Source organism: Tsukamurella spumae (assembly GCF_012396015.1).
GTDB lineage: Bacteria > Actinomycetota > Actinomycetes > Mycobacteriales > Mycobacteriaceae > Tsukamurella > Tsukamurella spumae.
Genome location: NZ_JAAXOQ010000013.1, coordinates 69,751 through 90,713, shown reverse-complemented (window position 1 = coordinate 90,713; position 20,963 = coordinate 69,751). Strand labels below are relative to the sequence as shown.

23 protein-coding genes are annotated in these 20,963 nt (G+C 69.7%); 13 read left to right on the top strand and 10 right to left on the bottom strand.

The annotated features are described in order from the left end of the window. Window positions 1-79: 79 nt before the first annotated feature. Window positions 80-742: a TetR/AcrR family transcriptional regulator gene (locus HF999_RS11655; RefSeq protein ID WP_168546038.1), complete on the top strand. Its 663-nt coding sequence runs from the start codon at window positions 80-82 to the stop codon at window positions 740-742. A 47-nt stretch (window positions 743-789) separates the two neighbouring features. After that, window positions 790-2,532: an alkaline phosphatase family protein gene (locus HF999_RS11650; RefSeq protein ID WP_246207661.1), complete on the top strand. Its 1,743-nt coding sequence runs from the start codon at window positions 790-792 to the stop codon at window positions 2,530-2,532. Here HF999_RS11650 and HF999_RS11645 read toward each other — a convergent pair. The 3 genes from HF999_RS11645 to HF999_RS11635 all read right to left on the bottom strand — a co-directional run bounded on the left by HF999_RS11645 (window position 2,492) and on the right by HF999_RS11635 (window position 4,469). Further along, entirely contained in the window at window positions 2,492-3,493 is a 1,002-nt protein-coding gene (locus HF999_RS11645) for a HEAT repeat domain-containing protein (RefSeq protein WP_168546036.1), read from the bottom strand. The genes HF999_RS11650 and HF999_RS11645 overlap by 41 nt on opposite strands. A gap of 29 nt (window positions 3,494-3,522) precedes the next feature. Then, window positions 3,523-4,155 (bottom strand): HEAT repeat domain-containing protein, encoded by a 633-nt coding sequence (locus HF999_RS11640; RefSeq protein ID WP_168546035.1) that lies wholly within the window; start codon window positions 4,153-4,155, stop codon window positions 3,523-3,525. A gap of 131 nt (window positions 4,156-4,286) precedes the next feature. After that, window positions 4,287-4,469, bottom strand: a complete 183-nt coding sequence (locus HF999_RS11635; RefSeq protein WP_168546034.1) for a YegP family protein — start codon at window positions 4,467-4,469, stop codon at window positions 4,287-4,289. A gap of 207 nt (window positions 4,470-4,676) precedes the next feature. Between HF999_RS11635 and HF999_RS11630 the strand changes: the two genes are divergently transcribed. From HF999_RS11630 to HF999_RS11600, 7 genes are all read left to right on the top strand, one after another. Next, complete coding sequence (locus tag HF999_RS11630) at window positions 4,677-5,792, top strand: SPFH domain-containing protein (RefSeq protein WP_168546033.1); 1,116 nt, start codon at window positions 4,677-4,679, stop codon at window positions 5,790-5,792. A gap of 2 nt (window positions 5,793-5,794) precedes the next feature. Beyond that, a complete protein-coding gene (locus HF999_RS11625) occupies window positions 5,795-7,042 on the top strand; it encodes a TFIIB-type zinc ribbon-containing protein (protein ID WP_168546032.1) in 1,248 nt (415 codons plus the stop codon). 27 nt (window positions 7,043-7,069) lie between these two features. Continuing rightward, a complete protein-coding gene (locus HF999_RS11620) occupies window positions 7,070-7,498 on the top strand; it encodes a hypothetical protein (protein WP_168546031.1) in 429 nt (142 codons plus the stop codon). Between the two features lie 40 nt (window positions 7,499-7,538). After that, window positions 7,539-9,461, top strand: a complete 1,923-nt coding sequence (locus HF999_RS11615; protein WP_168546030.1) for an ArnT family glycosyltransferase — start codon at window positions 7,539-7,541, stop codon at window positions 9,459-9,461. Window positions 9,462-9,470: 9 nt separating this feature from the next. Continuing rightward, window positions 9,471-12,242 carry a DNA polymerase I gene (gene polA / locus HF999_RS11610; RefSeq protein WP_312854109.1) on the top strand — a complete coding sequence of 924 codons (2,772 nt, stop codon included), beginning with the start codon at window positions 9,471-9,473 and terminating at the stop codon, window positions 12,240-12,242. Between the two features lie 109 nt (window positions 12,243-12,351). After that, the gene (locus tag HF999_RS11605; RefSeq protein WP_168546029.1) at window positions 12,352-12,855 is read left to right on the top strand and encodes a hypothetical protein; all 504 of its coding nucleotides are present in this window, start codon (window positions 12,352-12,354) and stop codon (window positions 12,853-12,855) included. Between the two features lie 41 nt (window positions 12,856-12,896). Continuing rightward, window positions 12,897-13,514, top strand: coding sequence for an HAD family hydrolase (locus HF999_RS11600; RefSeq protein WP_168546028.1), 618 nt, complete (start codon window positions 12,897-12,899; stop codon window positions 13,512-13,514). Here HF999_RS11600 and HF999_RS11595 read toward each other — a convergent pair. Then, window positions 13,511-13,648: a hypothetical protein gene (locus tag HF999_RS11595; protein ID WP_168545962.1), complete on the bottom strand. Its 138-nt coding sequence runs from the start codon at window positions 13,646-13,648 to the stop codon at window positions 13,511-13,513. The two genes, HF999_RS11600 and HF999_RS11595, sit on opposite strands and share 4 nt — an antisense overlap. Before the next feature lie 110 nt (window positions 13,649-13,758). Here HF999_RS11595 and HF999_RS23165 point away from each other — a divergent pair, with 110 nt between their 5' ends. Continuing rightward, complete coding sequence (locus tag HF999_RS23165; protein ID WP_376766488.1) at window positions 13,759-14,373, top strand: type II toxin-antitoxin system RelE/ParE family toxin; 615 nt, start codon at window positions 13,759-13,761, stop codon at window positions 14,371-14,373. On the opposite strand, the gene HF999_RS11580 is transcribed toward HF999_RS23165, so the two are convergent. After that, a complete protein-coding gene (locus HF999_RS11580) occupies window positions 14,374-14,874 on the bottom strand; it encodes a DUF8742 domain-containing protein (RefSeq protein ID WP_168546027.1) in 501 nt (166 codons plus the stop codon). Window positions 14,875-14,945: 71 nt separating this feature from the next. Here HF999_RS11580 and HF999_RS11575 point away from each other — a divergent pair, with 71 nt between their 5' ends. Further along, entirely contained in the window at window positions 14,946-15,311 is a 366-nt protein-coding gene (locus HF999_RS11575; RefSeq protein ID WP_168546026.1) for a helix-turn-helix domain-containing protein, read from the top strand. Between the two features lie 124 nt (window positions 15,312-15,435). Then, entirely contained in the window at window positions 15,436-15,783 is a 348-nt protein-coding gene (locus tag HF999_RS11570; RefSeq protein WP_312854108.1) for a helix-turn-helix domain-containing protein, read from the top strand. Between the two features lie 81 nt (window positions 15,784-15,864). Here HF999_RS11570 and HF999_RS11565 read toward each other — a convergent pair whose 3' ends face one another. The 4 genes from HF999_RS11565 to HF999_RS11550 form a co-directional block, all read right to left on the bottom strand. Beyond that, window positions 15,865-16,260 (bottom strand): hemophore-related protein, encoded by a 396-nt coding sequence (locus HF999_RS11565; protein ID WP_168546024.1) that lies wholly within the window; start codon window positions 16,258-16,260, stop codon window positions 15,865-15,867. 32 nt (window positions 16,261-16,292) lie between these two features. Then, complete coding sequence (locus HF999_RS11560) at window positions 16,293-16,646, bottom strand: hemophore-related protein (protein ID WP_168546023.1); 354 nt, start codon at window positions 16,644-16,646, stop codon at window positions 16,293-16,295. Between the two features lie 117 nt (window positions 16,647-16,763). Further along, window positions 16,764-17,213, bottom strand: a complete 450-nt coding sequence (locus HF999_RS11555) for a hypothetical protein (RefSeq protein ID WP_168546022.1) — start codon at window positions 17,211-17,213, stop codon at window positions 16,764-16,766. A gap of 124 nt (window positions 17,214-17,337) precedes the next feature. Continuing rightward, window positions 17,338-18,123, bottom strand: coding sequence for a class I SAM-dependent methyltransferase (locus tag HF999_RS11550; protein WP_168546057.1), 786 nt, complete (start codon window positions 18,121-18,123; stop codon window positions 17,338-17,340). Between the two features lie 175 nt (window positions 18,124-18,298). On the opposite strand from HF999_RS11550, the gene rpsA reads away from it, so the two are divergent. Next, window positions 18,299-19,780: a 30S ribosomal protein S1 gene (gene rpsA / locus HF999_RS11545; protein ID WP_168546021.1), complete on the top strand. Its 1,482-nt coding sequence runs from the start codon at window positions 18,299-18,301 to the stop codon at window positions 19,778-19,780. Window positions 19,781-19,851: 71 nt separating this feature from the next. Here the strand turns inward: rpsA and HF999_RS11540 are convergent, their stop codons facing one another. Beyond that, a complete protein-coding gene (locus tag HF999_RS11540) occupies window positions 19,852-20,958 on the bottom strand; it encodes an ABC transporter ATP-binding protein (protein WP_168546020.1) in 1,107 nt (368 codons plus the stop codon). Window positions 20,959-20,963 lie beyond the last annotated feature (5 nt).

Below are 20,963 nucleotides of genomic sequence, written 5' to 3'. Positions count from 1 at the left end.
AGCGCGTACGGTGTACGCACCATGACTGGGTACACTGTACGCATCCCCGTTCCAGCCGGTCAACGGAGAAAGGCAGCTCGTGTCCGAGACCACCCTCACCCGGGAATCCATCGTCGCCGAGGCCATCCGCCTGGCGGACGAGGGCGGCCTCGAGAAGGTCTCGATGCGCCGGATCGCCGACGCGCTCGGCGCGGGCGCGATGTCGCTGTACCGGCACGTGCCCGATAAGGAATCGCTGGTCCGGGAGATGGCGGCCGAGGCGGGTTCGGCGTACCTGTACCCCGAGGAGCTCCTCGGTGACCCGGACTGGCGGCGCCGCGTGCACATCGCCGCTGAGACGGACATGCAGCTCTACCTCCGGCACCCCTGGGTGCTGCTCGCGCACGCGGTGCCCCGGGCCGCGCAGTCCCGCTCGTCGGCGACCTGTTTCGACTGGTTGGTCGAGGCCTTCACGCACCTCACCGGCGCGGTGGACGAGTCGGCGAGCCTGGCGCTGCTCGTCTGGAACCACGTTCAGGGCGCGGGGCTCGGCGCCGTCGGCCGGGTGCTCGTCGCGCCCGGATCCTCGCTCGACGGTGGCGGTTTCGTCGCCGGCCTCGCCGGCAATCCGCTGGCCGACGAGCTGCCGCGGTTGCGCGAGCTCGTCGCCGCCGACCGGCCGGAACTGTGCGCGGCGCTGCCGATGCTGCATTCCGGCATCGACGCGCTGTGTGCGGGGTTCGCCGCTCGCTACGCCCGCTGACCCGGCGCGCAACCTTCGGTCGGCGTTCCAACGGTATGGTCGCGGGCATGGGTCTGCTCCCGTCGTCCTTGACCGAGGCACTGGCCCGGCCCGCGCCGCCGGGCGGCCTCGACGGGCTGGAGCACGTGATCCTCCTGATGCAGGAGAACCGCTCGTTCGACCACTACTACGGCACCCTGAGCGGCGTACGCGGCTTCGGCGACCCGGCCGCGATCCGCCTGCGCTCGGGCCACTCCGTCTTCGACCAACCCACCCGCTCGGGGTCGACGGTGCCGCCCTTCCCGATCCGGAGCGCGGCGCACCGTCAGCGCATGGATGCGGAGAACGTCGACGCCCTGGACCAGACGTGGAAGGGCGGCCAGTCGGCCCTCGCCGGCGGCTGGCACGACGGCTGGATCGCCGCGAAGACCGACTCGACGATGGCCTACTACGACCGCGCGGACCTGCCCTTCCACTACGCCCTCGCCGACGCCTTCACGATCTGCGACCACTACTACTGCAGCTCGCCCACCTCGACCTCGCCGAACCGGAACTTCTTCTTCTCCGGCACCACCGGTTTCGAGCCACTGACCGGCCGGCGCGCCGTGGAGAACACCGCGTACGACCGGGGCCACCCCGGTTACGACTGGCCCTGCATCGGCGAGATCCTGCAGCGTGCCGGCGTGGACTGGCGGGTCTACCAGGAGTGGGACAACTTCACCGACAACAACATCGAGTTCTTCCGCCGGTTCAAGACGGTCTCGCACCGGGTCTTCGGCGACTTCGGGACCGAGATCGACGACTTCTACCAGGGCCTGCGTCGCCTGCCGGAGGAGGAGGCGCACCGTCGTTCGGACGAGGTGGACGCCCGCGCCCGAACGCTCCCGCAACCGGACCGCGAGCTGTTCTTCCGCGGGCTGCGCCGCACCGCCACCGGGGCCCTCACCGACCGGATCGCCGCCGACATCGCGGCCGGGACCCTCCCGACGGTGAGCTATGTCGTCGCCTCCGAGCGGGAGTCGGAGCATCCCAGTGCGTCCTCGCCGCGCGCCTCCGCGAACCTCGTGCACCGCATCCTCGACGCCCTCGGCCGCCACCCCGAGACCTGGCGGAAGACGGCCCTGTTCCTGCTCTACGACGAGAACGACGGCTACTTCGACCACGTCCCGCCGCCCCGCCCGCCGCGCGACCAGGCGGACGAATGGGTCGGTGACCTGCCGCTCGGGCTCGGGAACCGGGTCCCGATGACGGTGGTCTCGCCGTGGACCGTGGGCGGGTACGTCGCGTCGGAGACCTTCGACCACACCTCCACCCTGCGCTTCCTGGAACGCTGGCTGGGCATCGAGGTCCCGTCGATCTCGCCGTGGCGGCGCACCGTCTGCGGAGACCTGACCAGCGTCTTCGACTTCCTTGCCCCGCAACCACTCCCGGCCGCCGGCCGGCCGCAGCCGCAACGCGCCCTCATCCCTCGCTGGAAGCCGCGCGCGCCCGCGGTCGGTGTCCGGCCCGCGCAGGAGCCCGGCGTGCGACCGGCCCGGCTCGTGCCCTACGTCCCCGGCGCCACCGTCGTTCCCGGGCCCGACGGTGTCCGCCTCCGCCTGACCAACAGGGGGACGCGCAGCGCGCACTTCACGGTGTTCCCGTACCACGCGCCGGACTCCGAGCCCCTGCACGCGGACGTACTGGGGTCCGTCGAGCTCACCGTGCCCGCTCCGGCGGGGCGCTACGACCTGCTGGTCCTCGGCCCGGCGGGGGAGCACTGGACCTTCGTCAGCGATCGCGCCGTCGGTTCGGACGGCGCCGGAGGATGAACGACGCGGTGCCGGCGATCCGTGGATCGACGTCACCGGCGAGCCGGTGCAGCGCCGCCTCCGCACCCGCGGTGGGGATCTCCGCGAGCGCTTGCACCGCGCGCTGGCGCACCGCGTAGTCATCGGTCCCGTCGGCGATCGCGGCGAGCTCCGCGCTGATCCGCTCGTCGCCCGGGTCGGCCGCCGTGACCGCGCCGAGTGCCTCCGCGGCGTCCACGTCCTTCTCGCCGTCGCGCACCATGCTCATCAGCTGGGGCGTCGCAGCGGGATCACCGCGCCCGCCCAGTGCGACCGCCGCGACGACCCGGACCGCGGCGTCCTCGTGGCCGAGCGCCGCGCGGAGGGCGCCCTCCTGGCCCGGAATCTCCGCGAGGGCCTCCGCGGCGCGGCGACGCACCGTCGGATCGGGGGAGGCCAGGGCGTCGACCAGCGGCGCCGTATCCGGATCCTCCGCCTGCGCCAGGGCCCACCGCAGGGCGCCGGCAACGTTCGTGCTCTCCTCCCGCAGGAGGGCCTCGGCGAGCGCGTCGACGGGCGCCCGACCATCGGCCGTGAGCGCCGCGCGCTGCCGCGCCCCGGGAGAACCGGTGTCGAGCTCGGTCAGCAGGGACACCACGGACAGGACCCGATCCCAATCGTCCGCGCCCGCCGCCGCGACGTGCTGCAGCCGCTCCAGCAGTTCCGTCTCGAGCCGGATCCGCTCCCGGCTCCGAGCGATCATGTCGGCGACCAGGCGTTCCGGCGCGAACGACGGATCGTCCAGGGCGAGTCCGATCTCCGCCAGCGAGAGGCCCAGTGAGCGCAGGCTCTCCACGTGGAAGATCCGGCGGATGTCCTCCTCGGCGTACATCCGGTACCCCGAGGAGGACCGCGCGGACGGGCGGACCAGGCCCAACGCGTCGTAGTGCCGCAGCATCCTCGCGCTCACGCCGGACCGTCGCGCCACGTCGCCGATCTTCATCGTCCGCCTCCGCCCGGTCCGCCTGCCGCTCACTCCGTCCGGCCGAGCGCCGCCACGCGCCGCGCCTCGTGCACCGAGCCCGCGAACCCGGAATCCGGGTCCTCGAGCAATCGGATCGTATCCGCGACGTGCTCGCGGACGGCGTCCGTCGGCGCCGACACGGACTCCAGCGCCGCCGCACCCTCGTCGCCGAGCCCGAGGATCGCGCGGCTCAGACTGAGCCGGGTGTCCGCGTCGCCGCGCCCGAGCTGCGCTACCAGGGCGGGCGCGGCGGACCGTCGGTCCTCCGTCCCGCCGGCCAGCGCGACGACGGTGCGCCACGCTGCCCTCGCGACCTCGTCGTCGGGGTCGGCGACCAGCCCGAGCACCGTCGACCATGCGGCCGCGGCCTCGGCGCCGCCGATCTTGGACAGCGAGTGCAGGGCCTGGCCGCGGGCCTGCGCCACCGGCGAGGCGAGTTCCGCTCGGAGCAGCGGCACGGTCGTCCCGGCGGGCAGCCGGGTCAGCGCCCAGGTGAGCATGTCGCGGACGAAGAAGTCCGGTTCCACGGCGCACCGCGCCACCAACGCCCCGGCCACCGCGGGATCCGCGGCCGAGCCCGCCTCGAGAGCCGCGCGCAGGCGGATCGAGGGATTCGTGTGGTCGAGCGGGTTCTGGGCCATCGGGGCCACCTCCTTCGTCGGTGGCTCGATTGCAGACCTTGTCACGGTGTCAAGGTCAAGCCCTGCTGGTCAGACGCCTCGGGGAGGGCGCCGGCGCGCGGTGCCCTCCCCGAGTCCGGTGAGGAGTGCGGTCACTCCTCGACGTCGACCACCTTCGCGCCCTCGGCGGCGCGCTGCACCGCGGCGGCACCGTCGTGGGCGCCCTTGCGCGAGGTGTAGCCCTGGCCTGACGCCACGACCTCGCCGTTTCCGGCCTTGAGTCGGAACCGGAACTTGCCCGCGTTGTCCTCGTACACCTCGAACTTGCCTGCCATGGAATGCACCTTTCTCAGCGGAGATCCCCGTGGTGGGGCCGGATGCAGCCTATGACGTGGACGACGTGAATGTGCTGTGAAGTGTTCGACACGCGAAGCCACGAATCTGCGAGAGCGCAATGCCCGGGATCAGCAAGCGCTCAGCCGCCGCCAAGCCGCATGGCTATCGTGGATTCCGACAACCGCGACGGAGGGTGAGAAGCGCACATGGGGATCATGGACAGGGTCCGCGGCGAGCTCGTCGACATCATCGAATGGCTCGACGACAGCAGGTCGACGATGGCGTGGCGCTTCCCGCGCTACAACAACGAGATCAAGAACGGCGCACAGCTCATCGTGCGCGAGGGGCAGGAGGCGCTGTTCGTCTACCGCGGGCAGCTGGCGGACCGCTACGGACCCGGCAACTACCAGCTGGTCTCCGAGAACATGCCGATCATGTCCACGCTGCAGGGCTGGCCGCACGGCTTCAAGAGCCCGTTCCGCAGCGAGGTCTATTTCATCAACAGCCGCCCCATCACCGACCTGCGGTGGGGCACGCCCAATCCGATCACGATCCGGGACAACGACTTCGGCATGGTCCAGGTCCGGGCGAACGGGCTGTGCGTGGTGCGCGTCGTCGACGCGCCCACCTTCCTGCGCCAGGTGATCGGCACCGACTCGAACGTCGACTCCGACGAGATCGCCGAACTCCTGCGCCGCACCATCTCCACCGCGTTCTCGGAGATGCTCATCGAGACCGGCGTCGGCGCGATCGACCTGCAGGCCCGCCAGCGCGAGCTCGCCGCGAAGCTGCAGGAGTACGTCCAGTCGAAGTTCGCCCAGCAGTACGGCCTCGCCTGCGAGGCGATCGAGATGAACATCTCGCTGCCCGACGAGATCACCCAGGCCATGACCCGCGGCGTCGCGCGCGGTGTCGAGGAGAAGGGCTACTACGGCAACGTCGGCGATATGAACCGCTTCCAGCAGGGCAGGGCCGCGGACTCGATGCTCGGCGCTGCCACCAATGAGGGCGGCGGGGGTGCCGGCCAGTTCATGGGCGCGGGCATGGGCATGGCGATGGGCCAGCAGTTCGCCCAGAACTTCCAGAACCAGCAGGGGGCTCCCGGGACACCGCCGCCGCTGCCGAACGCGCAGGTCTTCCACGTCGAGCAGAACGGACAGTCCGCGGGCCCGTTCCCGATCGAGCAACTGCGCGGGATGAACCTCACGCCGCAGACCCTGGTCTGGTCGCCGGCGCTCACGGGCTGGACGCCCGCGGGACAGGTCCCGGCGCTCGCCTCGATCTTCGGGCAGACCCCGCCGCCGCTGCCTCCGCGGGCATAGCGATGACGGTGCCGCCCCCGCTGCCCGGAACCCCCGGGCCACCGAGCCCCGGCGACCGGCCGGGGCCCGGGCACCAGCCGCGCACCGTCGGACCGGATCCGGCGCGGCCCCGGCAACTGGTGCCCGGCGTACCGTCGGCCAACGACCGGGAGATGGTGCAGGTCACCGAGCAGACCCGCACCTACCCGTGTGCGAACTGCGGCGACGCCCTGGTCTACGACCCGACGATCGGCAAGCTCCGTTCGCCCAGCTGCGGAAGCACCTACCCGATACTGCTCGACACGACCAAGGTGCTGCAGCCGCACCCGCTGGGCCCCACCATGAACGCCCTGTACGCGCAGGCGCGGTCCGTGGCGCAGGTGCAGGTGGTCGACCGCGAGGTGGTGTGCCAGAACTGCGGCGGCCACACGCTGTTCAGCGGCACCCTGACCGCCACCCGGTGCCCGTACTGCAACACCCCGATCCAGCGGACGGACGTGCAGGTCGCGCCCGCCCGGATCCCGATCGACGGCATCCTGCCGCTCCGGGTCGGCGACGAGCAGGCGCGGCACAACATCGAGGCCTGGGTGAACAGCCGCTGGTTCGCGCCGCGCGAGTTCAAGAAGTACCGCGTCCTCGGGTCGTTCAGCAGCGTCTACCTCTCGTACTACAGCTACGACGCGGAGGTGAGCACCGACTACTCCGGTGCGCGCGGCATGCATCGCACGCGGCGTGACCGCGACGGCAACATCGAGACCTACACCGACTGGTGGCCCGTGAGCGGGCGGGTGCACGACAGCATCCGGCAGCTCGCGGAGTCGGCCAACACGGGGCTCGACTCCGCGCGGGTCCGTGAGCTCGAGCCCTGGCCCGCCGAGCAGGCCGTGACCTACACGCCCGAGTTCGTCGCCGGGCATCTCGCCCGGACCTACGACGGTGACGCGGCCCAGGTCTTCGAGGCCCAGGCGAGGCCCCGGATCGAGGGCATCATCGAGAACACCGTGCGCCGCGACATCGGCGGCGACGAGCAGCGGGTCACCCGGATGAACCCGGTGTACCAGTCGATCGACTTCCTCTACCTGTTGATGCCGGTGTGGCTGCTCACGGTCACCTTCGCGGGGAAACCGTTCCAGGTGTTCGTCAACGGCGTCACCGGCGAAGTGCAAGGTCAGCGACCCTGGAGTGCGATCAAGATCGCCTCCGCGATCATCGCGGGCTTGCTGTTGATCGGGATCGCGGTGTACCTGTACATGCAGGTTCGCGGAGGGTGACCGCCGCGGCGGCGAGGAGGAGCTTTCATGGCGTGGATCATTGTTGTGCTGCTGGCGCTCGTGGTGCTGGCCGTCGTCGTCGCGACCGGATTCGCGATCGCGCTGGTGCGCAACAGTCGGCGTCAACAGCGGGCGGAGGCGGCGATGCCCTTCCCGTCGCGCGCCCCGCTGTCCTGGTCCGGCTCGCACGTGCCCGAGGCGCGGCTGCACCGGCGCATCCGCCGGGCGCTGCGCGCCTTCGATCAGCCGGTGGGTGCGCTGTCGGCGGCGCAGCTGGACGCGCAGGTGACGCTGACGGTCAGCGCGCAGGAGATCGACGACCGGCTCGTGACGATCGCCGCGCTGCCCGAGGCGGAGAAGGCCTCCGCGCTGGAAGCGGTCACCGCGGACGTCTCGGACCTGGAACGGCGCATAGCGGACACCGTCGTCGTGCGTCCACAGCTTCCTCCCGGGTAGGTCCCAGGGACGGGGCAGACCGGAGCCCCACGCTGAGCGGGTGACTGTGAACGCGGCCGTGCGCCGCCATCTGCCGCTGCTCGTGCTACTCCTGGCCACGGCTGCGATCTACCTCGTGGGGATCACCCGGAACGGGATGGCCAACGGCTTCTACGCCGCGTCCGTGTGGGCCGGGAGCGAGGACTGGAAGGCGCTCCTGTTCGGCTCGCTCGACCCGTCGAACTCGATCACGGTGGACAAGCCGCCGCTGTCGATCTGGGTGATGGGGCTCTCGGCACGGGTCTTCGGGTTCTCCAGCGCGTCGATGTTGATCCCGCAGGCGCTCATGGCCGTCGCGTCGGTCGGCCTGCTGTACGGCGCCGTCCGGCGGCTCGCGGGCGAACCCGCCGGGCTCATCGCCGGCACCGTCCTCGCCCTGACCCCGGCGGCCGCGCTGATGTTCCGCTTCAACAACCCCGACGCGGCGATGGTCCTGCTCATGGTGGCCGCCGCCTACTGCACGGTCCGGGCGTTGCAGGGACGGGGCGGGCGCTGGCTGGCCCTGGCGGGGGTCGCGCTCGGCCTCGCGTTCCTGGCGAAGATGCTCGAAGGCCTGCTCGTGCTGCCCGCGCTCGGCCTGGTCTACCTCGTCGCCGCGCCGGTGGACTGGCGAAGGCGCGCGCTGCACCTGCTCGGCGCGGCGGCCGCGCTCGTGGTCAGCGCCGGGTGGTTCGTCGTCCTGACGATCCTGTGGCCGGCCGACTCGCGGCCCTACCTCGCGGGCTCGACCGACAACTCGTTCATGGATCTCGTGCTCAGCTACAACGGCTTCGGTCGTGTGCTGGGGCAGAACCACAAGGGCGGAGGCGGTTTCGCGGGGATCCCGCAGGACTGCCTCACCGCGTTGCGGGATCGCATCGGTGAGGGCCATGGCGGCGCGCACGGTGGCGGGCACGGCGCCTTCGGCCGACAGCCGGGCCTGATGCGGCTGTTCACCGGCGAATGGGGCCTGGAGATCAGCTTCCTCCTGCCTGCCGCCCTCGTCGCGCTACTGGCCGTGCTGTGGCTGCGCCGGCGGGAGCCCCGCACCGACCTGGTCCGGGCCGGCGCGATCCTGTTCGGTACGTGGACCGTGGTCGACGGGCTGCTGCTCGCCGAGATGAAGCAGGCCGCGCATCCGTACTACAGCCTGTCCGTCGCGCCCGGCATCGCCGGACTCGTCGGGATCGGGATGTGGACGGCGTGGCAGCATCGCGGCGACCGGTCCGGACTGGTGGCGCTCCTCCTGCAGATCGGCGCCGGAGGCGGATGGGCCTTCGCGCTGCTCTGCCAGAACGACGGTGCCGCGCTCTGGGCCCGGTGGGTCGTGCTCGGCGCGACGGTGATCGCCCTCGGTGCGGTCCTCGCCACCCGGTGGGCCGACGGTCCGCGGTGGCGCGAGGCCGTCACCTGGTGCCTGATCGCCGGGTCGATGGTGCTGGGGCCGGCCGTGTACGTGTGGTCGGGCATCGCCCACGCGCAGACCGGCGGCAGCCCGATGGTCTCGACCTCGGGTTCGCACGGGGGCGGGGGTCGCGGGGGGACGTCCTCGTCGCGCCTCGCGACGCTGCTCAAGGACACCGACACGACGTGGGCGGCCGCCACGAACGGATCCTCGTCGGCGGCGTCGATGGAGCTGGCATCGCGCCGGCCGGTCATGGCCGTCGGCGGCTTCACCGGGGCCGACCCGTCGCCGACGCTCGCGCAGTTCCAATCGGACGTGCGGCAGGGCCGGATCCGCTACTACATCGCCTCGTCGCAGGGGCGCGGCGGGCCGGGCGCGATCCTCGCGGACCCGCCGGAGCAGTGCCGCGACGTGGATCTCGGCGGAAAGGGCGCGACGACCGGGAGCATCGCGTCGTGGGTGCAGCGGAACTACGCGGCGCACAGGGTCGGGAGCGCGACGGTGTACGACCTGACGAAACCTGTCAGCGCCCATCACTAGACTGCCGGTGTGACTTCAGCGAACTCCTCGACCACCGTCGCGCCCACCTCCGGATCGGCCGACGGCTCGTCGGGGGGTGGTGCGGGCGGAGGCGCCAAGCCCACGATGCTGTTGATCGACGGGCACTCGATGGCCTTCCGCGCCTTCTTCGCGCTCCCGCTCGACGGTGGCCGGTTCCGCACCAAGTCGGGCCAGCCCACCAACGCGGTGTACGGCTTCACCTCCATGCTGATCAAGCTCCTCAAGGAGGAGGCGCCGGGCTACGTGGCCGCGGCGTTCGATGTCTCGCGGCAGACCTTCCGCGCCGAGATGTATCCCGAGTACAAGGCGCAGCGCAGCTCCGCGCCGGACGATTTCCGCGGCCAGGTCGACGTGGTCAAGGACGTGCTCGCCGCGATGGGCATCCCCACCATGGCGCAGGAGGGGTTCGAGGCGGACGACATCATCGCCACGATGACCACCCGAGCCCAGGAGCAGGGGTTCAAGGTGCTCATCGTCACGGGCGATCGGGACGCGCTGCAATTGGTCAACGACGACGTGACGGTGCTGTACCCGCGCAAGGGCGTCTCCGACCTCACCCGCTTCACGCCGGAGGAGGTGGAGGCCAAGTACGGCCTCACCCCGGCGCAGTACCCGGACTACGCGGCGCTGCGCGGCGACCCGTCGGACAACCTGCCCGGCATCCCCGGCGTGGGGGAGAAGACGGCCGCCAAGTGGATCCGCGAGTACGAGAGTCTCGAGGGCCTGGTCACCAACGTCGACAAGGTCAAGGGCAAGGTGGGGGACTCGCTGCGCGAGAACCTCGCGACGGTGCAGCTCAATCGGCAGATCACCGAGATGGTCCGGGACATGACGCTGCCGTACGAGCCGCAGGATCTGGCGCTGCAGCCGTGGAACCGCGAGGCGATCCACCAGCTGTTCGACGATCTGGAGTTCCGGGTGCTCCGCGAGCGGATCTTCACCGAGCTCGCCAGCACCGAGCCGGAGGCCGAGGAGGGCTTCGAGATCTCGGGCGGCATCGTCGCGCCCGGCACCGTCGCCGAGTGGCTGGCCGAGCACGGCGCCTCCGGCGCGCGGTCCGGTCTCGGCGTGATCGGCCCGGAGGTCGTGGTCGACGGTGACGCGGAGGCGGTCGTGATCGCGGCCCCCGACGACGAGGGCGGGTACATCGAGCTCGCCTCGCTGACCCCGCACGACGAGGCCGCGCTCGGAGCCTGGCTCGCCGACGATGCCCAGCCGAAGGCCGTGCACGAGGCCAAGTGGGCGATGCACGCGCTGGCCAGTCGCGGGTGGCAGCTCGGCGGTCTCACCTCGGACACCGCGATCGCCGCGTACCTGGTTCGGCCCGGTCAGCGCAGCTTCAACCTCGACGACCTGTCGGTGCGTTACCTGCATCGCGAGCTGCGGGTCGAGGCCGCGGGTGACGATGCGCAGCTGTCGCTGCTGGACGATCCCGACGATTCCGCGGGGGAGAAGGCGCAGCAGGCGATCCTGCGGGCACGTGCCGTCGTGGACCTCGCGGCGGCGTTGGACGCCGAGCTCGACAACATCGAGTCGCGGCCGCTGCTCGCGGAGATGGAATTGCCGCTGCTGCGGGTGCTCGATGTCATGGAGTCCACGGGGATCGCGGTCGACACCGATCACCTCGAGTCGCTGCACGGCGAGTTCAGCGAGCGGATCCGTGCCGCCGAGGCGGCCGCGTTCGAGGAGATCGGTGAGCAGATCAACCTAGGCTCCCCGAAGCAGCTCCAGGTGATCCTGTTCGAGAAGCTGGGCCTGCCGAAGACGAAGAAGACCAAGACCGGCTACACCACCGACGCGGCGGCGCTCGAGGCCCTGTACGAGAAGGAGCCGCACCCGTTCCTGCAGTACTTGCTCGAGCACCGCGACGCCACCCGGCTCAAGGTCACCGTCGAGGGGTTGCTCAAGACGGTCGCCTCCGACGGGCGGATCCACTCCACGTTCAACCAGACGGTCGCGGCCACCGGCCGGCTGTCCTCGACGGACCCGAACCTGCAGAACATCCCCGTGCGCACCGAGGCGGGGCGGCAGATCCGGCACGCCTTCGTCGCGGGCGAGGGCTACGAGCGCCTGATGACGGCCGACTACAGCCAGATCGAGATGCGCATCATGGCGCACCTCTCGCGCGACGAGGGGCTCATCGAGGCGTTCAACACCGGCGAGGATCTGCACAACTTCGTCGGTTCCCGGGCGTTCGGCGTCCCGATCGACGAGGTCACGCCCGATATGCGCCGGCGGGTCAAGGCGATGTCGTACGGCCTCGCCTACGGCCTCTCGGCGTTCGGGCTCGCCGCGCAGTTGAAGATCTCGCGCGACGAGGCGAAGGAGCAGATGGACGCGTACTTCTCCCGCTTCGGCGGCGTGCGCGACTACCTGCAGGACGTGGTCGTCGAGGCGGGGCGCAACGAGTTCACCGAGACCATCTACGGCCGCCGCCGGTACCTTCCGGACCTGACCTCGACCAACCGTATGCGGCGCGAGGCCGCGGAGCGGATGGCGCTCAACGCGCCGATCCAGGGCAGCGCTGCCGACATCATCAAAGTCGCCATGATCCGGCTGCAGGCCTCGATCGCCGACGCCGGGCTGAAGTCCCGGATGCTGCTCCAGGTGCACGACGAGCTGGTACTCGAGGTCGCCGCCGGTGAGGGGGAGCAGCTCGAGGCGCTGGTCCGGGACACGATGGGCAGCGCGGCGGACCTGTCCGTGCCGCTCGAGGTGTCCGTGGGCTACGGCCGCACCTGGGACGAAGCTGCACATTAGTTACGCATATATGTGACAGTATGAATTGATGTACGCCGATCCCTGGTGGAGAAGTCGGCGCCTCAGCCGCTGTACCGTCTTCGCGGGTCTCGCGCTGTGGGGTGTGTCGATGCTGCACTCGTTCCTGCGCATGAACTGGTGGATCCTGGACCTGCTCATCGTGCCCATCGCGTGGATCTGCTTCGTTGCCGGGTTCGTCCTGGTGCTGACCGGATTCATCAGGGGTGGCGCTGCGGGCCTGCTCGGATTGGTCGTCGTTCCGGTCATGGTCGCGGCGACGGCGGTGATCGGCGCGTGGTGGTGGATCGCGCCGCAGACGTGGTTCTCGATGCACAGGGCGCTGTACGAGCAGGCTCTCAGGGTCGATATCGGCGACGACTACTACGGCAGGTTGCCGGTGCATCTGAGGTTCCTCACCGAAGGCGGTCTCGCCTCACAGTGGAGCGACGGCGCGCGGTTCTTCCCGCAGTGGACCGGCATCCCCGACGATGCGGGCGGATTCATCCACAGCCCGTCCGGGAGCCCGGAGGGGCGGGACATGTACGGGATGGGCTGCACTGATCCGGTGCCGCTGGGCGGCCAGTGGTGGATGTGCGGGATGCGTTCCTGGTGAGTGGCGGAACGGCTGCGCCGCCGCGGGTAGCGTTTGGCTCCGTGTTCACCATCGGTTTCGACCTGGACCTGACGCTGATCGACTCCCGGCAGCGGATCCTCACGGCCGCGCAGCGCGCGTTCACCGATCTCGGGTACACCGTGGACGACGCCCTGCTCCTGCCCCACATGGGCGTGCCGATCGACGAGGTCGCGCGGGAGGTGGTCCCCGGCATCGACGCTGAGCTGTTCCTGCGTCGGTACCGGCACCACTACGACACCGATGTCACGACACCGGTGCCGGTCCTTCCGGGTGCGCGCGAGCTGCTGGCTGCGATCCGGGCAGCCGGCGGGCGCTCGATCGTGGTCTCCGCCAAGCAGCATGCCGCCGCCGAGCGCGCCGTCGCTGACGCCGGGCTGGCGGTCGACGGCGTGGTGGGCGGGCACTTCGGTGCCGCCAAAGGCGATGCGCTGCAGCGGTATCCGAGTGTCCGCGGATACCTCGGCGATCATGTCGAGGACGCCGCCGCTGCCCGCGTCGCGGGGTGCGTGTTCATCGGCGTGACCACCGGGGAGTTCGACGGTGCCGCCCTCGCCGAGGCGGGTGCGTGGCGCACCGTCGATCACCTGGGCGAGGTGATCGCGCTGCTGCCCGGCATGGTCGAATCGGCGGAGCGTTAGTTCGTCGCCTTCGTCGGGAGGTGCGGCCCGATGTAGCCGACGTAGACCTTCTTGGTCCGCGCGGTGTCGTCCAGGTAGTGCATGCGCGGACTGATCATGCCGGACTGGGCGATCTTGAAGTGTGCCCCACGCATGTCTGCGATCGACGGTTTTGTCCGAAAAATTGTCGGACGGTCTCCGTAGTCTTCGGTCCGGAGGATGGGCTAGCGACTATATCGGTATCGATATAGAATCGGAGGCGGGCGTGAAGCGAGTGGAGAGGGTCGGATCCGCACTGGGTGACCTGAGGGAGTTTCCGGATGATGCAAAGCAGGATTGTGGATTTCAGATCGATCGGGTTCAGCGCGGCGCGCATCCCTACGACTGGAAGCCGATGGCGTCAGTGGGGGCCGGGTGTCGCGAGATCCGCACGCGCGATAGCGGCAGAGCGTTCCGCGTCATGTACGTCGCCACCTTCGGTGACACTGTGTACGTCCTGCACTCCTTCGAGAAGAAGTCCCAGAGGACGGCGCGCCGTGACATCGAGCTCGGCCGCCGGCGCTACGCAGAGGCGAAACGACTTGGCGCGGGAAGGAGGGGAGCAACTGTGAGTGTGTGGGATGACATTGCCGATACGCCAGAAGAAGCCGCGAATCTGCGGGCTCGTGCGGATTTCCTCCACGCGATCCTGGAGCAGGTGGATCGACGTGGGTGGACGCAGGCCGACGCCGTTCGGGAACTAGGGCTGACGCAGCCTCGGGTGTCGGCGTTGTTCCGCGGCAAGATGAGTGCGTTCAGCCTCGACGCGCTCGTCGTGATCGGCGCAAAGCTCGGGCTCCGCGTCGCCATTGAGGCAGATGGGCGAGCCTTAGCTGGATAGTCAGCGTGGTTCCGTGCCCGCGGCCCATGTGCGCTTCCAATCGAGCTGAATCCGCGTCGTCGCCACGGCGTCCACATCGATCGACCGGAAGTGGTCGGTCAGGTAGCGGATCTGGTCGTGCGCGTCGCCGTCGGGATGCACGGAAACGAGGGCCAGGCGATGTGCCCGACCCATGTTCTTGCCGAGCATCACCTCGCTGAACGTGACCTCGAAGGTGTCGGCCCCGAGGATCCGGCCCTTGACCTCGATGTACATGGCCGAGGCGAATACGACCGGGTCACCGTCGAACCGCCAGCCCGGACCGGTCACGACCTGGAGTTCCGCCGGTTCCGAGGCCGAGAGGACCCGTTCGTCCACGCCGCCGCTGTCGGGGCGGAAGGTGACAGTGGCACCGCCGTCCTCGTGGAAGTCGATCGCGACGATGGTTACGTCGTCAGCCGTCAGGCCGCGGAGGCGTGAACCCTTCGAGATTTGCCGGGTCGACGTCGTCTGACCAGCCATGACCTACCTCCGACAGTCATGCACAACATGTGATGCAGACATTACGTTGTGCGTCCGACACCGTTGTCGACGTGGAGGAAACGGAGCTCAGTTGGAGCACCTACGGCGACTCCGTAGCATTCCGGGTCTCCACGCTAAGACGTGGTCTGGGCATCACGCAGTTCGAACTCGCCGAGCGTTCGGGGGTGAGCCGTTCCGAGATCCAGGTCATCGAATACAACCGCGGTCCGCGCAGGGGAGAGTTCGCGAATCCAACACTCCAGACGATCTATCGCATCGCCATGGGGTTGGGGGTGCATCCGATCGATCTACTTCCGGACGCCTACCGGGCGATTGAACCTCGATCTCCGGAGCAGGCGACGAACGCCGCCCGGTCACTTATTGAAGATCTGCTCGTCGACCGGCTTCGACTGCTGATGGGGCACGGAGCGGAATAGCACTCAGCGGCGGGTGTGATCTGTGGCAGACGGAGCGTCTTTGACCTGCGAGGTTATGGCGAATCGCATTGGCGCACAATGTGTAGGGCAGACAACGCCTTGTGCATCCATCACCGTGGATCGGGTGAGCGGGCCGGACATCGAGTGGGACACCTACGGTGACTCGCTGGGCCGTCGGCTGAGCACGCTCCGCAGGGCGCGCGGACTGTCCCAGGAGAAGCTCGGCGAGCTCGCGGGGCTGCATCGCAACCAGATCTCCAACATCGAACGGAACGTCAGCTCCAACGAGCGGTTCTCCGATCCGCACATGTCCACCGTGTACCGGCTCGCGGCCGCCCTGGACGTGCCGCCGGGTTGGCTGCTGCCCGATATCGAGGTCCGCGTACTGCCGCGCTCCGCCGAGCAGGCGAGCGCCGACGCGGTGTCGGCCGTCGAGAGCGCGCTCCTCGCCGCGATCCAGAACGTGTCCTGATTCCCCGCAGCGCGGCAGGCGGCCGATGAAGACGCCGACGGCGCCGTTCCCCACGGGGAGCGGCGCCGTCGGCGTTCGTCGTTACTTCTTGGCCGGAGCCGAGCAGGACTTGTAGGCGCTCGAGAGCGCGTTCTGGATGTTCTGCTGCTCCGAGAAGATGCCGAACCCGGCCGCCGAACCGACGAACGCGGCGCTGGCCAGCTTGAACTGGCGGGTCGCCGGGTCGGACGTGGCGATATCGGCGAACTGCTTCGGGCCGCCGGACGCCTGCTCCAGCTTCGCGCTGAGGCCGGGCGACTGCTTGTCGAGGGCGGCCTTGAGCTGTCCGACGGTGCAGGAGGTGCCGGGGATCGAGCGCGACAGGTTCGGGTCCGAGGGCTTGGGTGCCGGTGTGGGGGCCGCGGCGGCCAGCGGAGAGCCGGCCAGGGCGATCGCGCCGAGGACGGCGGCGGTGACGGCGGAACGACGGAAGGTCATACAGGGCCTTTCAATGGCGGTTGGTGTGAGGGTCAGTACTGATCACAGGTCGCGATGACCTTGGCGATCTTCGCGTCGATGTCGGCGCGGTTGGCCTTGTAGTACGACGCGGCCGCCGGGTTGTCCTTCGTCAGTCGGTCGATGATCGCCTGACGGTCCTCGGGCTTGGCGGTGAGCAGCTCCGTGGCCTGGTCGCGGCCGCCGGGGGTGGCGTCCATGACGGCGATGGCCTCGGGCGCGATCACCTGGGTGGCGCGCTCGACCTGCGCGACGGTGCACTTGGTGCCGGGGACCTTGTCGTTCGGTGCTGCCGAAGCGACGGCGGGGACGAGGGCGAGGGCGCCCCCGAGGGCTGCGACCGCGGCGGCGAAGCGGATCCGGTTCATGACTTCTCCTGTTCGGGGCGGTGACGACTGCTCAGCGAGACTACCGGTTCGGCATGAACGACGAAAGGACGACGCCGGGTAAGAACAACCCGGTGCCGTCCGATCGAAACCCGTGTACTAGCTGGTGGTGCAGGTCGCCTTGACGGTCGCGATCTTCTGCTCGACCTGGGCCTTCGTCAGCGTCGGCTTGCCCTTGCCGTGGTCCTTGCCGTGCTGGTGCACGGGCGGGGTCTGTCCGGGATGTGCCTTCTGCCACTCGGCCTTGCGTGCCTCGCGGGCCTTCATGGCGGCTGCGCGGTCCGCCGCGCGCTCCGCCTGGGTCTTGACGAGCATCTGCTCGAAGCGGTCCTTCGCCTTGGCGTTGGTGCTGATGTGCTGCCAGAACTCCGGCGCGACCTTCGCGGTGGCGCGCTCGACCTGACCGACGTTGCACTGGGTGCCCGGGACGGGCGCCGTCGGCGAGACGGGCGCGGCGTTCGCGGCGGCGGGTGCGAGCAGCGCCGCGCCGGCCAGTGCAGCGGCTGCCGCGGTCGCGGCCGCCAGGCGGGTGCGGGTGAATCGGTTCATAGAATGTTCTCCTCGTGCAGCTGTGCGATCGCGATTCGGACCGCCCGCACCCGAGTCGACCGGATCTCCTTGTACGCGGGCGCACGATCAGCTGTGAATCAGCTGGAGACCGGGCATAGCGGTACTATTCGGGCTTTTCGCAGCAGAAGATCGCGGTGCCGGGGAAGATCGCGCCGCGCAACGGACTCCACTGGCCCCATTCCTGGGTGAATCCCTCGGGCCACTCGGGTTCGAGGACGTCGACCACGCGCAGGCCGGCACCGACGATCTCGCGGATGCGGTCGCCCATGGTCCGGTGGTGCTCGACGTACGTGGGCGCACCGTCGTCGTCCGTCTCGACGTACGGCGACCGATCGAAGTACGACAGGGTGGCGACGAGGCCCTCCGGGCCGGGGTCGTCCAGGAACATCCAGCGCATCGGGTGATTGACCGAGAACACGAAACGCCCGCCCGGGCGCAGCACGCGGAATGCCTCGGCCATGACCCGCGCGGAATCGGCGACGAACGGAATGCCGCCGAAGGCGGAGCAGACGATGTCGGCGGCACCGTCGGCGACCGGGAGGTTCTCGGCTCCCGCCTGGACCAGGAGCGGGTTGCCGCCCCGCACGTGGGGGAGCCCGCGGCGCAGCATGCCGGCCGAGATGTCGATGCCGACCACCGTCGCGCCCTGCGCGGCGAGCCACCGGGAGCAGGGCGCGCTGCCGCAGCCGATCTCCACCGCCGTGGTCCCCGGTCCGACGGTGCCGAGCAGTCCGACGTCGGCCTCGTGCAGGCCCTCGGGGCACCAGACGAACTCACCGTCGGCGCTGTCGACGCCGAGGAAGGCGGCGTGCTCGGCGTGATACGCGTCCGCGTCGGCGTCCCACCAGGACCGGTTCGCGGCCTCCGAGCCGGAGCTGTCGCGACGCATGTCGGGTTTGGGGCGGTGGGTCACGGACGGGTACCTCTCGGTGGCGGGTGAGGAGAGGGCGCTGGGGGCGGTTTGCCCAGCTCGTACGCGGTGGAGTAGCCTGGACCACGCGTGTGCCCATGCGTGCGCGATCTCGACCCACACTACTAGCACCCTGTCCGGAGCAACTTACCCAATGCCCACCACCACCGTTACGTCCCCGCAGGTCGCCGTCAACGACATCGGCACCGCGGAGGATTTCCTCGCAGCGATCGACGCCACGATCAAGTACTTCAACGATGGCGACATCGTCGAGGGCACCATCGTCAAGGTCGACCGTGACGAGGTCCTGCTCGATATCGGTTACAAGACCGAGGGTGTCATCCCCTCCCGCGAGCTGAGCATCAAGCACGACGTCGACCCGTCCGAGGTCGTCAACGTCGGCGATGCCGTCGAGGCTCTTGTCCTCACCAAGGAGGACAAGGAAGGCCGCCTGATCCTGTCCAAGAAGCGTGCGCAGTACGAGCGCGCCTGGGGCACGATCGAGGAGCTCAAGGAGAAGGACGAGGCCGTCAAGGGCACCGTCATCGAGGTGGTCAAGGGTGGTCTCATCCTGGACATCGGCCTCCGCGGCTTCCTCCCGGCCTCGCTGGTCGAGATGCGTCGTGTGCGCGACCTCCAGCCGTACATCGGCAAGGAGATCGAGGCGAAGATCATCGAGCTCGACAAGAACCGCAACAACGTGGTCCTGTCGCGCCGTGCGTGGCTCGAGCAGACCCAGTCCGAGGTCCGCAGCGAGTTCCTGCACCAGCTTCAGAAGGGCCAGGTCCGCAAGGGCGTCGTGTCCTCGATCGTCAACTTCGGTGCCTTCGTGGACCTGGGCGGCGTCGACGGCCTCGTGCACGTCTCGGAGCTGTCCTGGAAGCACATCGATCACCCGTCCGAGGTGGTCACCGTGGGCGACGAGGTCACCGTCGAGGTCCTCGACGTCGACCTGGACCGCGAGCGCGTCTCGCTGTCGCTCAAGGCGACCCAGGAGGATCCGTGGCGTCAGTTCGCCCGGACCCACGCCATCGGCCAGATCGTGCCCGGCAAGGTCACCAAGCTCGTTCCGTTCGGCGCGTTCGTCCGCGTCGAGGAGGGCATCGAGGGCCTCGTCCACATCTCGGAGCTGGCCGAGCGCCACGTCGAGGTCCCGGACCAGGTCGTCTCGGTGGGCGACGACGCGATGGTGCGCGTCATCGACATCGACCTCGAGCGTCGTCGTATCTCGCTGAGCCTCAAGCAGGCCAACGAGGACTACACCGAGGAGTTCGACCCGTCGAAGTACGGCATGGCCGACAGCTACGACGAGAACGGCGAGTACATCTTCCCCGAGGGCTTCGATCCCGAGACCAACGAGTGGCTCGAGGGCTTCGAGAAGCAGCGCGAGGAGTGGGAGGGTCGCTACGCCGAGGCGGAGCGTCGCCACAAGATGCACACCGCGCAGATGGAGAAGTTCGCGGCCGACGAGGCCGCCGAGGCCGCTGCCGGCGGTCCGGCCGCGGGTGGCGCGAACTACTCGAGCGAGTCGGCGGGCGACCGGGGCGGCAACGACGCCCCGCAGAGCACCGGCGGTTCGCTGGCCAGCGATGCGCAGCTCGCTGCTCTTCGCGAGAAGCTGTCGGGCAACGCCTGATCCGCTTCACCGCAAAGCTGGGAACGCCCCGCATCCTTTCGAGGATGCGGGGCGTTCCCCGTTTCCGACCGTCAGTTGAGGCGTTCGCCCGTCTCCGGGTGGAACAGGTGGACGGCGGATTCGACCTGGGCCAGTCGCACACCGTCGCCGATGCGGGCGGCCGTCCGGCGCGGGCACCGGGCCACCAGGGTGACGGGGGCACCGTCGACGCCCGTCACGTCCGGGTCCTCCACGCGCGCGTAGACGAAGGTGTCGCTGCCGAGGTCCTCGAGGATCGCGACGGAACCGGCCACGCCCTGGTCCGGGCCGGCGAGACCCAGGCTCTCGGGACGGATCCCGACGGTGACCCGGTCCAGGCCGGAGGTGCGGATCGCGGCCTGCGCCTCGGCATCCAGGTCGACGGTGCCGCCCGCCACCGCGATCGCACCGTCGCGGACCGGCGCGGTGAAGAGGTTCATCGCGGGCGAGCCGATGAACCCGGCGACGAAGGCGTTCCCGGGCCGGTCGTAGAGCTCGGCGGGCGTCGCGAACTGCTGCAGCACACCGAATTTGAGTACGGCGACGCGGTCGCCCATCGTCATCGCCTCGACCTGGTCGTGCGTGACGTACACGGTGGTGGTCCCCAGTCGGCGCTGCAGCGCGGCGATCTGCGTGCGGGTCTGCACGCGGAGCTTCGCGTCGAGGTTCGACAGGGGCTCGTCCATGCAGAAGACCTGCGGCTCGCGCACGATCGCGCGGCCCATGGCGACGCGCTGCCGCTGTCCGCCGGACAGGCGAGCGGGCTTGCGGTCGAGGTAGTCGGTGAGGTCCAGCAGTTTCGCGGCCTCGGCGACCTTGCGCTTACGCTCGTCGACGGGCACACCGCGCATCTTCAGCGCGAAGCCCATGTTCTCGCCGACGGTCTTGTTGGGGTAGAGCGCGTAGTTCTGGAAGACCATCGCGATGTCGCGGTCCTTGGGGGCCACGTCCACCATGCTGCGGCCGCCGATGGAGATCGCGCCGGAGTCGATCTCCTCCAGGCCGGCGAGCATGCGCAGGGCGGTGGACTTGCCCGAGCCGGAAGGCCCGACCAGGACCACGAATTCGCCGTCGGCGATGTCGAGGTCGAGGGAGTCGACGGCGAGGGTGTCGGCGCCGGGGTAGACGCAGCACGCCTTGTCGTAGGTGATGGAAGCCATTGTTT